Origin of the sequence: Helicobacter sp. NHP19-012 (genome assembly GCF_019703325.1) — a bacterium.
In the GTDB taxonomy this organism is placed as follows: domain Bacteria; phylum Campylobacterota; class Campylobacteria; order Campylobacterales; family Helicobacteraceae; genus Helicobacter; species Helicobacter gastrofelis.
This window is the reverse complement of the sequence record NZ_AP024819.1, coordinates 492,135-507,143: the sequence shown is the minus strand read 5'-3', so window position 1 is coordinate 507,143 and position 15,009 is coordinate 492,135. Positions and strand designations below refer to the sequence as shown.

Below are 15,009 nucleotides of genomic sequence, written 5' to 3'. Positions count from 1 at the left end.
TTGCCATGCTTAGATTGTATAGAACCACAAGACACGGTCTGGTATTTGGGAGATCTCACTTTACTGAGAAAAACCTCTAAAGAGCTCAACACCCTTCTTTCCAGCCTAAAAGGTCAAAAAATCTTGATCAGGGGCAACCACGATGTGTTGCCAGACAAAGCTTATGCAAATTGCAATTTTTGTGTCTTAGACAAGCTTTTTACATTTTTGATTTAGAAATGGACAATCTCTACAGATTCATCATGTGTCATTACCCGCCCGATTCTAGAGAATACAATCAGTTGGTTGCCGATGAAGTTCTAACAGAGTGGGCACAAAGAGAAGAGAATCAACCTTCAGTTAAGACTTATTGGTTGTATGGACACACGCATACAAGACAAATCCAATCAGAACAGGTCGATTTTATCAATGTCTGTATTGACTTTAGATACAAGAATCGAATGCCCATTTTCTGCATCGAAGATTTTATACAAGGGCTTTTTAAGGACAAAATCAAGACCATGAGTTGAGTTAGGGAGTAAATGGAATGCCTATGCACGCACATACAGCTAATCTTGCTACTACAAATTAAAAAGACTACTAGCAATATTTTTTAAACGAGCTACAAGCATGCAAAGATAGATAAAAAATAAAAGATGACAAGAAAATGGGGCTTGTGCGTTACTTTTGGGATTTTTGCCTTTGAGGAAATCGTAAAGATTTTCAGAGAAAAATACAACATCTTCGCTGAAGACGTCAATGATGACATTATTAGGGGTGATAAATTTAGTTTAGCTCTCATATTTGACAAAGACTTAAATTTTGTAGAAGACAAGACTTTTTACACCATGTGTGCTTATGTGCGTGAAAACCAAGAGCTTACAGAGGACATGCAAACCCATGAAAAAGAGCTTAAGCATGCATTGCAGGTACAATTTGAGGAACGAGGGTTTGATGCAACCTTTCTAGACCTTTGTAAAAAATATAAGGTAGATAAGGACAATTTTAGATTTGTTCTACTCAAAAATATGGACACAGAACTCACCAATTTACATTCTTTTTTTTATCAAAGATTTACAGACAGCCAAAGGCTTAAACAATAAAAATTTCACCACTTACTTTAGTGAATCCAATAAAGCCAAAAAGAATTGCGACAGCCAAGGCAGTTCATCTAACTTTAACCCTAGTTTGTTTCACAAAATCTTAGCTCCTAAGAAATACCCCACTCCACATCTTCATAGGTTTACGGGGTCTTTAACCCCCTTACTAAAAAGTTTTTTCACATTGTTAAGAACTTTGAATTTGCTCACTTTCAACTATTCACCCAACGCCACATACACGCCCACTTGTTAGATCATCTCTTCTTGACATTGTTTATAGATCGCTGTAATCTTTTCACCACTTGATATATATGCACCGCTACACCTGTGGTAACGGAAGCTACATACTTCTTGGTGAGATGAATGGTCTGGGTTTCAAAAGCCTTAAATGTGTGCCCGACTCCTTGCTTCTGTTTTTGCTGTTTTTAGATCAGCTTTAAGGGCTCGGGTTTCTTGTTCTAAGCTAGTGTTGCGGATTAACCATTTGCTACGCAAAAACACGCCGCAAGCTTATTTGCATAATTTGCCACTCAAACGCCGTGGGGGCTAAAATTCTATTTATATTGATTTAATATTGATTTATGGGTTTGGGCTGTTTGTGGAGAAAACCTTAAATATGTTTAAGCTTATAAAAGGCTCTAAAAGCGATGAGGGCATGCTAGAGTGCGGGTTTTGGTTTATGTCGTAGTTATGGGGAATTATGTTGTAGCTAAAATAATGATTTGATGAAAGTATATATTTTGTTTATAAAGTCTTGGGGACTTGCAAAGACATGCGTAAAGTATTCTTGCCCGTTCTGGTTAAACTTCTCAATGTAAAGCTTATGCTCCCCTGCTATGTAAAAATCTTTGTCGGTGCCTTCGATAATCTCAAACAAGCCTAGCACCATTGTGCTTGTTTGAGAAAATCTCGTATCCACTAATTTGACCTTTCTAAAGTTGTGTTGTGGCTGTTCATCTTCAAAAAATTCTCCCAAACACCCGTGGTAACTTTGGACTTCTCTTTTTGTGCTTCTGTATGAAACTGGGAAATTTTAATCATTTTCTCAAACTGCTCTAAACTTTGAAAAATTTGGGTAAAGCATTTTTCTAGTAACTCTGCAGTGGGAGGGTGTTTGGAGTATTTTTTAAAGTCTTCAAAAAAGTTAGGGCATTTTTTAGCCCATTCCAGCTCGGCTTGCACCACCTTTTGTTCTTGTGCTGTGATCTTAAACAATACTTTGATATGCCCTGTGGGGTAGTGTAGAATATCTTTTAAGAGCACTTTTATGAAAATGTGATCTGGGGTGTGTAAGTCTACAATCTGCCCATGATAGGTCCTTAGGGTTTCTAGCTCGGTCCGTATTACCTCTTGTGTCCTTGCTTTGGGCGATTCTTGTTGTAGTGTGGAAGAAGGTATTTCTTGCGGTGTTTGTGGTGTTGGGATTTGCGCTTCTAAGACAACTAACTTTTGCGTGGTGTCTGAGTCGCCCCCTCTTTTGAAATCTTTGATGAATTGGTCAATGTCCTCAAACACTGCCACAAAATGCCCTATCCCGCCCAAGACTCCACACAATCCCATCCCCCAAGCAACAGACGCTTGTAGGGGTATTGTTAGAAATCCTTAAAGGTTTAAACGCATTGACCAGGCTAGGGTGCTCTAAAGTGCCCCTTCAAGAGCACTTCATAGCCAAACCTAGCATTCTCTAGGGCGTTGAAATCCTTCGCACGCATTCCTTTTGTGTCTCTAGCTAAAAATACCACGAAAATTTTTAAACACTCGGCTAGGGCGTTGTATTTAAAGCATGCGCCCTAGCTTTTGCGTTTATCTTAATTGCTCTCTAGCACCCACTGTCATGCAGTGCGCCCAAATAGTGGGTTTAAAGGGCAAATAAGCCGGTTTAGCCGATCCCCACCACAACCAATTCTAAATCTAACAAGCAAGAGCGCAAGGCTTGTAAGAGCAGGTCATAACCCTTGGGGTCGCTGACATCCTTGCCCCAAAGCCCACGGGTTCTTTAGAGGTGTTTAGCCCCAGTAACTGCTGGCAAAAGGTTTCGTCTAGGGGCTTGTAGCTGTCTGTGTCTATGGGATTGGGGATGTTACAATGGGACTTATCTTTTAAAAGCACACTTTGGTGCGCTAAATTTGAAATCCAAGAGCTCACCCCCACAATGTTAAAGTTAGGGGGTTGCATGTGCCCATTTTTTCGTTACAAACCCCAAAGTGGCCAGGCCGTACTCAAAGGGCATTTAAACACCTCCTTTTTGTGCTTGGAGTAGAGCAAAATCGGGGCTTTGTCCAAATAAGGGCGCACAAACACCCAAGCTTTGGCTAGGGTGCTCTCAGGACTTAAAATATTTGGCTCTAGCCCAGTCCCCACCTAGCACCCACACAAAGTTTTCTATGTCCTTTTTGCACAAAGCACTATGTAGGCGCAAATACCCCATTGCCCCCTGTGAGCGTGGCGTTGAGGTGTAAGACTTTCATGATTTGATCCCTATAGTGGGTTTTTATGTGTTGCGCCCATGCTAAAATTGTGAGTTAATTTCATTTTGGACGATAGGGATGTGTGTTTGAGTCCCCATTGGATGGAAAGGCGCTTTTCACTTCACCCTAAACACTCAAAACCATCGATTCATGGATTAGACTTAAATTTAACATTAAAAAGCTCTTGGACCGGCAAGGTAAGTGCTAGGGTTAAAGTCTTGCTCTTTTGACTAAAGCTTGAACTTGCTTGGGGCTCAACATCCCTCCTTTATTGATGTAGTCGGCGATGATGTAGGCCGTGAAAGGAGTGTTGTGCGCTTTGAAGATGGACAGGATTTGGCGTAAGTGGAGGCAAAGCCTCAATCTAGGGTGAGGTGCACAGCGTTTTGTAGGGGCTTGTCTTGCTCCAAAAGATCATAAATTTCATCCAAGTCTACAAAGCAATGCCCCACTTGTTTTAGAAGAGTTAAAAAGCTGTCTAAAATGCTGCGCTAGGGCCATGCCCGTCTGAAATTTGGGGAATTTTATGCCACCCCATCCCCCTTATAGTAACTTTTGGCTGGGGGGTTGTTGGATAAAAACATGGCCAACGATTAAATCTTTCAACACTTGATTCGCGTTTAACTTCTCAATTCTCTAGGATTGTTTAGCCATAAATCAATGAGCGCACGCACACCCCCCTCTCCCCCATTTTTCGGTGAGATGATGATGCCGGGTAAAGCCTTTAAGTGGGGGTGGGCATTGGCCACGCAACCCTTAAAACCTACACACTCCAACACGGGCAAGTCGTTGAGATCATCGCCCACATAGGCGACATTTTCTAGGCTAATGTTCTCTTTGGCACAAATCTCTCTCAGCGCCTCTAGCTTATCCTGCGGTCTACAGCCTTGATATAAATAGTCCATTTTCAACCTCTTGGCGCGCTGCTCGACTATGGGCGTAACCTCGCCCGTTAAAATGCCCGTTTTGATCCCCGCCTCTTTTAAGAGCTCAAAGCCGATCCCATCGGCCACGCTGAACTTTTTGAATTGTTGCCCGCTTTCTAAATAATACATCCCCCCATCTGTCAAAGTGCCATCACAATCGCACAAAAAAACCCGAATGCCAACCATCATTGTCCTTATTTTGTTGATTTAAAACCTTGTTTGACACAGCTTAACCATAATCCACCATTATATCTTCTTTATATAGCCAAAATAAGTAAGCTCAAATGTTTAACTTTATCAAAGCTAGCTCTAATAGTTTCTTCACTAGACAATTTAAACTTCCATAAAAACCCTAAGAGCTCTAAGAGGTGCTTTTATGCAAACAAAATTAGCCAAAGTATCCAATGTGGTCTATGGTGGAGATTTTAAACTTAAAATTTAGATGCGCTCACACAGCGGGTTTACTTAGATCAATTTTGACATTGCACCGCTCAATGGTGCTTAGGCGGTGGGCGATGATAAGCAAAGTTTTATCTTCCGCTACGCCGTAGATCTCATCCATGATTTTTGCCTCTGTGGGGGTGTCTAAAGCCGAAGTCGCCTCGTCTAAAACTAAAATCTCTGGGTTGTCATACAAAGCCCTAGCGATACCCAGACGCTGTTTTTGCCCCCCGCTTAAATTGATTCCCCCCTCGCCTATGGTGGTCTCAATCCCGCTATGTTGGCACAAGAAGTCGTAAATATGTGCCATTTTGCAAACCTCTATCACCCGTTTTTCATCTAATGGGCTCCCGCAAGCGACATTTTCAGCTACACTGCCGTCAAATAGGTAGATGTGTTGAGGGATGTAACCGATCTTTTGCCGCCATGTGCGGATATTTTGAGAAGTTAGGGGGGTGTTGTCTATGAAAATTTGTCCCGCATTTGGATAAAGCACGCCCATAATAATGTCCACTAAAGTAGATTTGCCACATCCGCTAGGACCCACAAAGGCGACTCTTTGCCCCCGCTTGATTTCCAAATTTATGTTTTGCAAAATAGGGTGGGTGTGTTTGTAGGCAAAGTTGATGTTTTTAAGGCGGATCGCCTCTTTAAAGGGCAACTCCAACACCCCCTCCTCTTGAATAGGGTGGCTCAAATCCTTATAGACACCATGGATTGCTTGTTGTCTGTAGCAAATGATGTTGTATTGCTCTAAAATGCGGTTTAGCGAGGGCAACATGCGATAAAGCGCAAGGGCATACATGGAGATGATAGGCAAGACCATTTTGGCCTCCCCATATTTGTATAAGACATAAGCAACCGATAAAATGAGAAGGCTAAAACCCACGGTTTCTAAAAACGGTTAGGGATCGCTTGTAAAGTGTTGTAAGTGGTGATGGCTTTAGCGTTGTTTAGGCTGTTTTGGCTAAAGGCTTGGTAGGCTTCTTCGTGGTTATCTTTAAGTTTGGTGAACTTGAAATTACCAAAAAATTTAGAAAGAATTTTTAGGGATTTGGCATTAGAGTCGTTGACAATAGATCCCTTATTTTGGATAAATCTAGACATGTATTTTGTAATGAAAAACACTTGCAAGGCTAGGATAAAAGTCAAAACAAAAGTCATTTTCCAATTCGTGTAGACCAAGACTCCGTATAAAAGAAGCATCACGCTGAGTTCTGCAAATAAGTTCAAAAGGGCATTCAAGCTCTCTGTTACACCGCCACTCTTAACCATAATGGTGTCTCTGATCCTATCTAGGCTAAGATTGATGTGTTCTAAATAGGATCTTTTAAGATTGCGCATGAACAATCTTTGGGCGAGCATATGTGCCTTTTTACTAGCAAAGCGATTGTTCATATAGGCAAACAATACGCCATAACCCAAGCGGAAAATGTAAAACCCAACAAGTGCAAAACTGAAAAAATATGCAAAGTGCAGGGGGTTTGAAAGTGTAAGGCGTTATAGATCATGCGGGCAGAAGCGTGAGATAAAATCAAATCAGGCGAGCTGACAAGCGTGATGAAAGGCATGATCATGCTAATTGCAAAGACTTCAACCAAAGACATCAAGATCGACATAAAAACCAGTAAGATTAAGATTTTTTTATCCCTTTTATCAAACAAGGCAGACATTTGGATAAGTGAACGCAAAAAAAAACCTAAATGAACCAACGCGCTTCCTAGAAGCCAAGCAAATCCTTCAAGTGCGATTTTAGGAAGACAAATTATACCTAAAACTCGCCTTGATTGTTAACGGATATTTGGCTACAATGCGCCCGTTAGTTTTTGCTAACAAAACCAAAATATTTAGTGAGGAGATTTTATGTTGGTTACGAAAGTTGCTCCCGATTTTAAGGCCACTGCTGTTTTGCCTAATAATCAGGTCGATGAACATTTTGAATTGTCTAAGAATTTGGGGCGCAATGGGGCTGTGTTATTCTTTTGGCCCAAAGATTTTACCTTTGTCTGCCCCTCTGAAATCATTGCTTTTGACCACCGCGTGAAAGAGTTTAATGAAAGAGGCTTCAATGTTATCGGGGTTTCTACCGATACCGAAGTTGTCCACTATGCTTGGAAAAACACTCCGGTAGAAAAGGGTGGGATCAGCCAAGTTACTTTCCCCATGGTGGCAGATGTGACCAAAGACATCGCTAGGGCTTACGATGTGCTTTTTGAAAACGCTGTGGCTCTAAGGGGATCCTTTCTCATTGACAAACACCAAAAAATCCGCCACGCTGTGATCAACGATTTTCCCTTGGGGCGTAATGTGAACGAGATGTTGCGCATGGTCGATGCCTTGGTTTTCTTTGAAGAACATGGTGAGGTTTGCCCTGCTGGTTGGCAAAAAGGCGATGCAGGCATGAAACCTAGCCATGAAGGTGTGGCTGAATACCTCAAAGAACACGCTAGTAAATTGTAGTTCTAAAACGAACCTGTGGGGTTTGCCAAGTTTATTTGGCTTGCCCCCGTGGGGTTTGTTTCTAGGTTTGCAAATTGCAAAATTTGACAGCCCCCCTCGATTAAGTCAAAGATTTTCAGTAAGCCTTGTAGTTCTCTGTGGTAAGCCACAATCCCGCAACCCTTGATAAAAATAAACCGCCTTTTGCTCGCTTGTAAATAGTGCAAAATATCCACAGGGGAGCGATCTTGCCAATCTTTATAACTTTTGGGGTCGTAGATTTCAATTTTTTGCCCTAAAAGCGTGTAGCCTAAGTAATCCTTGGGGGTTAAATATTCGTGGGTTAAGGAGTAGGCAATGGCGTGTGGAGGACGGCCATAGGCGATGAAACGGGCCTCTGTGAAGTGGCTGTAAATGCTGGCGTGGATGCTAGTGTCTATGCTTGCTTCCCGCCAACGGTAGTCTAATTTATCTTGTAAAACAATGAAAGATTCTTCGTCTAGATTGTCAAAAACCGCATTGTTTTTATTGATGAGGAAACGCGTTGCTCCCACGCGTGCCGAGATAGAGCCTCTAAAAATGCTAAAAAAACCCTTGCGAAACATCGATAACGACACTTTTTGCAGTTGTCCTAGGAGTTTTTGATCCACTTCTCGTACATAGACATTACTCATGGTGGGGATTCTAACACATTTATTTTAAGATTTTCAAACTCAAAAGACACATAGGTCCCCTCTTTAAGCTCTTTGGTGCAGGACAAGGATAAAATTTGTGGCTCAAGGGCTAAGGTTAGTTGTTTTTCTTGGTGTTTCAGCACTTTGGCATGCAAGCCTTTTTTGGGGTTAAGGCTTTGGATTTTTGCGCTATGGATTTGCCCTTGTTCTTTTAAGTAAATAAGAGTGTCCGCCATTTTATACGCCTCGAATAAGTCGTGGGTGATGAATAGAGTTGTGAAGTTAAAGTGTGTGCTCAGAAACTTGATTTGCTCTTGCAACTTGGATCGCATGCGCCAATCTAGTGCGCTCAAACCCTCATCTAGGCATAAGAGAGAGCCGCCATCGAGTACCCGCAAAATTGCCCGAGCTAGGGCGACCCTTTGCGCCTGTCCACCTGAGAGCGTAGCAATGGGGCGTTTTAAAAGCCCTTCCAGCTCCATTAAGGCGATGATCTCAGCAATTTTAGGGTGCTTAGGGTTAGCAAAGACAATATTTTGGTAAACATTTAAATGGGGGAACAGCCCATAATCTTGGAAAACGAATCCTACTTTGCGCTCTTGGGGGCTTAAGTTAATGTGCTGTTGCGTATCGCACCACACTTTATTTTTAAAAACAATGCGCCCACTATCGGGACTCTCTAGCCCGGCGATCGTGCGTAGCAGGGTACTTTTACCCACGCCAGAAGACCCCATAAGTGCAATGGTTTGCGCAGATTTTAGGCTTAAATCCACTTGTAAGCAAAAATCCCCGCCGCCCCCCTTTAAACATTTTTCTATAAAAATCTCTAACATGTTCTCATCTTAATAGGTCTAAGTTTCAAAACACTACATCGAAATTCGATGACCACATTATGACATGTGTATGCGTAAAGGTTTTCTCTCCGGTTTTTGACATTTCATCTTCAACACCAACCACCCTATACAAACACAACTCAAAGATGCAAGCCACAGATCGAAAGCTTTTTGCCCTACAACTTGCACAATGTCAATCTGTGTATGACCACCGCTAACGAGCAAACTATGCCCAAAACGGGCTCACGCCATTAACCTAGTCGCCTGTGGGGATGGATGCGTCTCGGCTTTAAAATTAATCACAGCACCTACTGCCTCTGCAACAAAAGGGGGCTAGGGTTGTGTGCCATAAATTAAATTTAAAAGCTCTATGGCATGTTTGTGGATTTTCGGGCGTTGTGGAGGGGTTATAGCTTGAAGGGGGGTTTAACAGCGGCATTTAAACCTAGATGTGGGCTTTAACTACCGCTACAAGCACTCCAAATACAGCATTGGCATCGCCCTACCTCTAGCCCAGCAAAACCTCATTGCCAAAATCAACACAGACGACTTAAGCGGCACACTCATCATCAAAGAAGGCGTGCGCCATTTCAATGTCTTCTTCAACCACGGCTAGGTGTTTTAGCTACTTGCCTAGGCAAAACTGAGAAAACATCACCCCGAGCATTTCCTCGGTATTGTAGGGGCTTGTGAGCTTAGCTAAACTCTCTAGTGCGTCTTTAATGTGGTAGGCAAAGAGTTCTAGCTCTAGGCTCTTTAGGGGCTTTTGTGCGCTTTGTAGGTGGGCTATCGTGGCTTCTAGGGCTTCTTGTTGGCTTAAGGTGGGCAAGATCACATCGGGCAAGTCGGTTTGCATGAAGGGGGCTAGGGCTTCTTGGATCAAGGGCAAACAAGGGCTTTCTTTGGCACTCAACACAAGCGGGGGGGCTTTTAAAAAAGGCAGTTTTGCTAAAAGGGCGTTTGTATCGAGCTTGGGCGTGCAATCGCTTTTATTTAAAATCACAAGAATCGTTTTATCTTGTTGTGCGTTAAGCAAGTCTAAAATGTGCCTATCTTGCGCGTCCATTTCTTGGCTCAAGTCAAATAAAGCCAAAATGATTTGGCTCTCTTGCATGCGTGCCTTGCTTCTGGCAATGCCTAAGCTCTCCACAAAGTCCGCCCCCTCCCTAATGCCCGCTGTATCCACAAGGCGCACACAAGAGCCATTAAGATACACCACTTCCTCAATCGTGTCCCTAGTAGTGCCCGCTAGGGGGCTTACGATCGCGCGCTCTTGCAACAAGAGGGCGTTTAAAAGCGAGCTCTTGCCCACATTGGGCTTACCCACAATGCTAAGCGTGTAGCCCTCTAATTGGGCTTGTTTGGCTTTAGATACCTCTAGGGTGTGTTGCAACTTCTTTAGAGTGGGACGCATTTTAGCGCGCAGGGTTTCGGGTAAATTTTCGGGCAAATCCTCCTCAGCGTAGTCGATCAACACCTCAGCCGTGGCGATGAGCTCCAGTAGGGCGGTGCGGATCGTTTGCACAAAGTCTTGTAGCCCGCCTTTAAGCTGTTTAGCCATTGCCTTAGCCATAGAGGCGTTTTGGCTCTCTATGAGTTGTTGCAGGGCTTGTATTTGCGACAAGTCCATGCGTCCATTGAAAAACGCCCGCTTACTAAACTCCCCACTTGTGGCTAGCCTTGCCCCCGCTTTTAAGCAAGCCTCTAGGATAAGTCTAGCCACAAGAAGCCCCCCATGGCATTGGATTTCAGCCACATCCTCGCCCGTATAGCTGTGCGGGGCTTGAAAGTAAAGGGCTAGGGCTTGATCTAATAAATCTCCGCTAGGCTCAAAACAATCCACCAAGATCGCTCGTCTTGGGGGGAAGTGCTGGCGGTGGGTGAGGGTTTGTAAAATTTTTAGACTCTGATCTCCGCTTAATTTTATGATGGCGATCGCACCTAGGGCGGGGGGGGTGGCGATGGCGGCGATGGTGTCAGTCATTCACCACCACAACCGACTCGTGTTGGCTGTTTTGTTCGATCACTACATGCTTATTAGGGAATGCCTCTCTTAGGCGTTTTAGGGCAATGTGTAAAAGCATGCCATCTAGGGGCTTGGTTTGCGCTTTGCCGACCTCATGCACGGCCATCATCACGCCCTGCAAATACACCTCCATCATCTCCTCTTGATCTTTTAAGAAGCTCGCCACCTCTAGGCGGATATTGTAATTGTGTTTATAGTGTATCCAGTTAAAGAGCAAGTAAGACAAAGCGTTGTAGCGGTAGCCCTTTTCACCTATGATGAGCGCCGAGTCGGGGCCGTTGATTTCAATTAAAAGTGTTTGGGGGTTGTAAAGGCGCACTTCTATGCGGTCTATGTCGTAGGGCAGGTGACTAAATAAACTCTCTAGCTCGGCTTGGATTTGGGTTAGTTTGTGGTTGGCTTGGATTTGGGGGTTTGTTTTTCTGGCGTGGGGTTTTCTGGGATTTGGGGGCTGTGGATTTGGGGGCTGTGGGGGTGGTGGCTTGGATTTGCTGGAGCTCTTGGGCTTGGGGGGGTAAATTGCGGGGACTCTTGGCTGGGGTTTGGGATTTGGGGTTTTCGTTGCACCTTTAAAATGGCTTCCTTTTTGCCTAAGCCTAAAAAGCCCTTGCAGGGGGCTTGCACCACTTCATACTCTAAATCCACAACCGAACAGCCTAGCAGTGAAGAGGCCTTAATGATCGCCTCTTCTAGGCTCGGGGCGTTGATGGTTTGCATGCCAACTCCTATTTTTTGTGTTCGGCGATTTCTCTAGCCTTTTTCTTGTCAAGCATTTGGTTGATCATCCACTGCTGGACAATAGAAAAAATATTATTAATCGTCCAATAAAGGACTAACCCCGCCGGGAAAGTGATTAAAAAAATCGTAAAGAATAGGGGCAACATTTTAAAGATTTTGGCTTGCGTGGGGTCGGTGATGGTGCTCGGGGTTAGGGCTTGCTGGGCGTACATGGAAATGCCCATTAAAAGGGGCAAAATAAAGTAAGGGTCCATGATCGATAGGTCGTGAATCCACAGCATCCACCCCGCACTTTTGAGCTCTACGGCGTTGTAAAGCACCCGATAAATGGCAAAGAACACGGGGATTTGTAGGAGCAAGGGCAAGCACCCGCCCAAAGGATTAGCCCCGTGCTTTTTATAAAGTTGCATCATGTGCATTTGGAGTTTTTGCGGGTCGCTTTTATACTTCTCTTGCAACTCCTTCATTTTGGGGGCTAAATCTTTCATTTTTTGCATACTCACCATGCCCTTGTAGCTTAAAGGGTAGAGAATGATGCGTACAATGAGCGTTAATAAAATGATCGCCCACCCCCAGTTATGGGTGTAGTTGTGTAAGAAGTCTAGCAAGAGAAACACAGGACGGGCAAAGAAGGTGATGATGCCATACTCAATCACCTCTGTTAGGGCGGGGTTGATTTGGGCTAATAAATGGTGGTCTTTGGGGCCTATGTAGCCATGCAAGCTGGCATCGCCCTTTAAAGACACAAAGGGCAGAGGGTTTTTGCTCGGCTGGGTATCCACAATGGCATTTAGTGGGGTGTTGGCAAAAAAGAGCGAGGTGTAGTAGCGGTCCACACTGGCGATAAAAGTCGTGTTGCTAAAGGTCTTGGTTTCCTTGGCCTTACCATCTTCAATCTTTTCTAGTTTATGATCTTGTGTACCCAAAAGCACGCCATGAAACGCGTAGCCATCCGTATCGGCCACGGGTCTTGAGCCATTGGAGAGCACGTAGGCGGTGTTGGTTGCCCCCTTAGGCTCTAGGTGGATTTTTAAATCGTAGGTGAGGTTGGGGTAAAAGGTGAGGGTTTTTATGAGGGTCAAGCCGGGCAACTCTTGGGTTAGCACCAAGCTTTGGGGGGCGTTGCTTAGGGTGATTTCTTTTGCCGAAGCTGTGTAGGGGGTCTTAAACGCCTGGACATTTAAAGCATTATCCACAAAACGCAGCTCTAAGGGCTTTAAAGAATCTGCACCCAGCAGGGGCAGTTTTTCTAAAGGGGGTTTGGGTTTGGCGAGTCCTAATAATTCTTTGACATGCTCAACAAAGCCCTCTTGGCGGTGGGCGGTGAATTTCTTATCTTTTAAGTATACCTGAGCGATGCGCCCCAGCGAGTCGATTTCAATCTCCACGCCTTTAGAGCGCACGAGGGCAATTAGGGGGGTGCTTTGTATAGGCTGGGCGGTTTGCTCTAAAGTGCTTGGGGCTAAGTGAGAAGTGCCATAGGCTTGTCTCTGCCCTTGTAGACCTTGGGCGGCCTGGTGTGCCTTGTCCTCTGGCTTTGTTTTTGGCTGAAAAAAGTAGCTGTAGGCGATCAAAAAGATAAAGGAGAGCGCAATGGCTAAAATGAATTTGGAATTGTTTTCGTTCACGAGTGTACCTTGAGAATATAGTAAGTGTGGACGCCTGGGCTTGTAGGCACTAGGTAATAAACTAGCTTAAACGCATTTGGGGCGCAGAATTTAGGGCTTAAGGACTTGCTTGTGGTCGGGTAGTCTAGCCCACCGGGGTGAAAGGGGTGGCAGGACAAAATCCGCCTAGCGGTTTTAAAAAGGGCTTTTAGAAAAGACTCGTTTTTTAAGAGCCACAGCGCATAAGTGGAGCAACTCGGGTAAAAGCGGCAAGTGGCAGGCTTTAGGGGCGATACATGGTTGCGGTAAAAGGTAAGCAAGGCTAGGACAACTCTCATACACGCCTCAGTGCGCCCTTGTGGGGGTGTTTGCGTTTAAGGCATGCCAAAATCTGCTGTTTCAACTCTGTATAACTTAGACTAGCAATCCCCACCTTTGCCACAAAGACCAGCACCTGCTTTTCTAGGTGGGCATGGCTTAAAATGGTGCGTACCCGCCTTTTGAGCAAGTTTCTTTGCACCGCCTTACCCACTTTCTTAGACACGCTAAGCCCGAGCAAGGAAGTCTTAGGGTTTCCAAAAAAAGGGGGCAAACCCTCTAGGGGCAAGCTGTAAATGGCAAAAAACACCCGATGTGTCCGCATGCCCTTTTTATAGGTGTAAGAAAATTGCTTGGTGGTTTTTAGGGATTGCACGCCGCAAAAATCAAACGGCTAGTTGTTTCCTTCCTTTGGCACGGCGGGCTTTGATGACCTTTCTCCCGTTCTTGGTCTTCATCCTCACAAGAAAACCATGCGTGCGCTTTCTAGGCGTGTTGTGGGGTTGGTAAGTCCGTTTCATTGTTTTCCTTTAAAATTTTCAAAAGGACCATTCTAGCCAAAGTTGGCTAAAAGCTATCTAAATTCAGTGGGTGCTGTTTTTGTCTTCTACGAGAATATAGAGTTGGTTGAGGTTATGGGTTTGGAGCAAATCCACGACTTTGACAAAGCTGTCTAAATTGCTGTTTTTATCGCCTTGTAAAATGATGGGTGTGTCTTTGGGATAACCTGAAACCGCCCGCCTCAACGCCTCAAAGCTCACCTTTTTTTTGTCTAAATAAAATTCGCCCTTGTGGGAGATGGCAATGCTCACTTGTTTTTTATTGAGGACATCTTCGGCTTTATCCGAGCTTTGATCCACCTTGGGGATATTGATGGGGAGTTTAGAAGTAGAAACAAAAGAAGCAGTGGTCAAAACAATCACTAAGAGCACCAGCATAATGTCAATGAATGGGACAACATTCATTGAGTCGATTTTTTTCATTTTGTAATCCTAATCCATGTCTAGGCGGTTGAAACTTTGGCCCTGGGCGGGGTTATGGTAGATGTCCCACTTGGTGGCGATGATTTCGCTCTTACGCACCAACATGTTATAAATCACCACAGAGGGGATCGCCACAATCAACCCCATGCCCGTAGACTTTAAAGCCAATGCCAACCCGACCATGATCGCCTTCGTGTCTACGCCTGTGGTGTTGCCAAGCTCAATAAAGGTGATCATAATCCCGGTCACCGTGCCTAAAAGCCCCACATAGGGCGCATTAGAGCCGATGGTGGCGACTAGGGTTAGTCGGCGGTGCAAATCCAGCTCTAGTTTGCGCTTGTCGCTGTAATCATCTACCCGCACCGTGGCGTAAAACCACACCCGTTCGATCCCGATAGCGATGACAATGATGGATAAAAAACCCAAAAAGCCCAAAATCCCATAATCTACCATTTCTTTTAAGTTAAAGCCACCCAT

Annotated in this window: 15 protein-coding genes and 2 pseudogenes; 3 read left to right on the top strand and 14 right to left on the bottom strand. The window is 44.4% G+C overall.

The features are described 5' to 3' along the window. Positions 1-635 precede the first annotated feature (635 nt). Positions 636-1,082, top strand: coding sequence for a hypothetical protein (locus K6J74_RS02640; RefSeq protein ID WP_221272337.1), 447 nt, complete (start codon positions 636-638; stop codon positions 1,080-1,082). 915 nt (positions 1,083-1,997) lie between these two features. On the opposite strand, the gene K6J74_RS02635 is transcribed toward K6J74_RS02640, so the two are convergent. The 4 genes and pseudogenes from K6J74_RS02635 to K6J74_RS02620 all read right to left on the bottom strand — a co-directional run bounded on the left by K6J74_RS02635 (position 1,998) and on the right by K6J74_RS02620 (position 6,587). Then, positions 1,998-2,639 (bottom strand): hypothetical protein, encoded by a 642-nt coding sequence (locus K6J74_RS02635; protein WP_221272336.1) that lies wholly within the window; start codon positions 2,637-2,639, stop codon positions 1,998-2,000. Positions 2,640-2,990: 351 nt separating this feature from the next. Further along, positions 2,991-3,254 carry a hypothetical protein gene (locus K6J74_RS02630; protein ID WP_221272335.1) on the bottom strand — a complete coding sequence of 88 codons (264 nt, stop codon included), beginning with the start codon at positions 3,252-3,254 and terminating at the stop codon, positions 2,991-2,993. Positions 3,255-4,167: 913 nt separating this feature from the next. Next, a complete protein-coding gene (locus K6J74_RS02625) occupies positions 4,168-4,659 on the bottom strand; it encodes a KdsC family phosphatase (protein WP_221272334.1) in 492 nt (163 codons plus the stop codon). A 262-nt stretch (positions 4,660-4,921) separates the two neighbouring features. Next, positions 4,922-6,587: pseudogene (locus K6J74_RS02620) on the bottom strand (ABC transporter ATP-binding protein/permease). Positions 6,588-6,777: 190 nt separating this feature from the next. Here K6J74_RS02620 and K6J74_RS02615 point away from each other — a divergent pair. Then, positions 6,778-7,374 carry a peroxiredoxin gene (locus tag K6J74_RS02615; protein WP_221272333.1) on the top strand — a complete coding sequence of 199 codons (597 nt, stop codon included), beginning with the start codon at positions 6,778-6,780 and terminating at the stop codon, positions 7,372-7,374. Between the two features lie 2 nt (positions 7,375-7,376). Here the strand turns inward: K6J74_RS02615 and K6J74_RS02610 are convergent, their stop codons facing one another. After that, positions 7,377-8,027: a class II aldolase and adducin N-terminal domain-containing protein gene (locus K6J74_RS02610; protein ID WP_221272332.1), complete on the bottom strand. Its 651-nt coding sequence runs from the start codon at positions 8,025-8,027 to the stop codon at positions 7,377-7,379. After that, entirely contained in the window at positions 8,024-8,860 is an 837-nt protein-coding gene (locus K6J74_RS02605; RefSeq protein WP_221272331.1) for an ATP-binding cassette domain-containing protein, read from the bottom strand. Before K6J74_RS02605 ends, K6J74_RS02610 begins: the two co-directional genes overlap by 4 nt. 451 nt (positions 8,861-9,311) lie before the next feature. On the opposite strand from K6J74_RS02605, the gene K6J74_RS02600 reads away from it, so the two are divergent. Continuing rightward, positions 9,312-9,476 (top strand): hypothetical protein, encoded by a 165-nt coding sequence (locus K6J74_RS02600; protein WP_221272330.1) that lies wholly within the window; start codon positions 9,312-9,314, stop codon positions 9,474-9,476. A gap of 9 nt (positions 9,477-9,485) precedes the next feature. Here K6J74_RS02600 and mnmE read toward each other — a convergent pair whose 3' ends face one another. The 8 genes and pseudogenes from mnmE to exbB all read right to left on the bottom strand — a co-directional run bounded on the left by mnmE (position 9,486) and on the right by exbB (position 15,009). After that, positions 9,486-10,844: a tRNA uridine-5-carboxymethylaminomethyl(34) synthesis GTPase MnmE gene (gene mnmE, locus K6J74_RS02595; RefSeq protein WP_221272329.1), complete on the bottom strand. Its 1,359-nt coding sequence runs from the start codon at positions 10,842-10,844 to the stop codon at positions 9,486-9,488. Next, positions 10,837-11,603 (bottom strand): annotated as a pseudogene (locus K6J74_RS08895) (Jag N-terminal domain-containing protein). The gene mnmE and the pseudogene K6J74_RS08895 overlap by 8 nt, the downstream one beginning before the upstream one ends. Before the next feature lie 8 nt (positions 11,604-11,611). After that, the gene (yidC, locus tag K6J74_RS02585; RefSeq protein WP_221272328.1) at positions 11,612-13,252 is read right to left on the bottom strand and encodes a membrane protein insertase YidC; all 1,641 of its coding nucleotides are present in this window, start codon (positions 13,250-13,252) and stop codon (positions 11,612-11,614) included. Next, a complete protein-coding gene (gene yidD / locus K6J74_RS02580) occupies positions 13,249-13,569 on the bottom strand; it encodes a membrane protein insertion efficiency factor YidD (RefSeq protein ID WP_221272327.1) in 321 nt (106 codons plus the stop codon). The genes yidC and yidD overlap by 4 nt, the downstream gene beginning before the upstream one ends. Continuing rightward, positions 13,566-13,925: a ribonuclease P protein component gene (gene rnpA / locus K6J74_RS02575; protein ID WP_221272326.1), complete on the bottom strand. Its 360-nt coding sequence runs from the start codon at positions 13,923-13,925 to the stop codon at positions 13,566-13,568. The genes yidD and rnpA overlap by 4 nt, the downstream gene beginning before the upstream one ends. A gap of 10 nt (positions 13,926-13,935) precedes the next feature. Then, a complete protein-coding gene (rpmH, locus tag K6J74_RS02570; protein WP_015106717.1) occupies positions 13,936-14,070 on the bottom strand; it encodes a 50S ribosomal protein L34 in 135 nt (44 codons plus the stop codon). Positions 14,071-14,133: 63 nt separating this feature from the next. Further along, positions 14,134-14,532, bottom strand: a complete 399-nt coding sequence (locus tag K6J74_RS02565; RefSeq protein WP_221272325.1) for a biopolymer transporter ExbD — start codon at positions 14,530-14,532, stop codon at positions 14,134-14,136. 9 nt (positions 14,533-14,541) lie between these two features. Beyond that, complete coding sequence (exbB, locus tag K6J74_RS02560; RefSeq protein ID WP_221272324.1) at positions 14,542-15,009, bottom strand: TonB-system energizer ExbB; 468 nt, start codon at positions 15,007-15,009, stop codon at positions 14,542-14,544.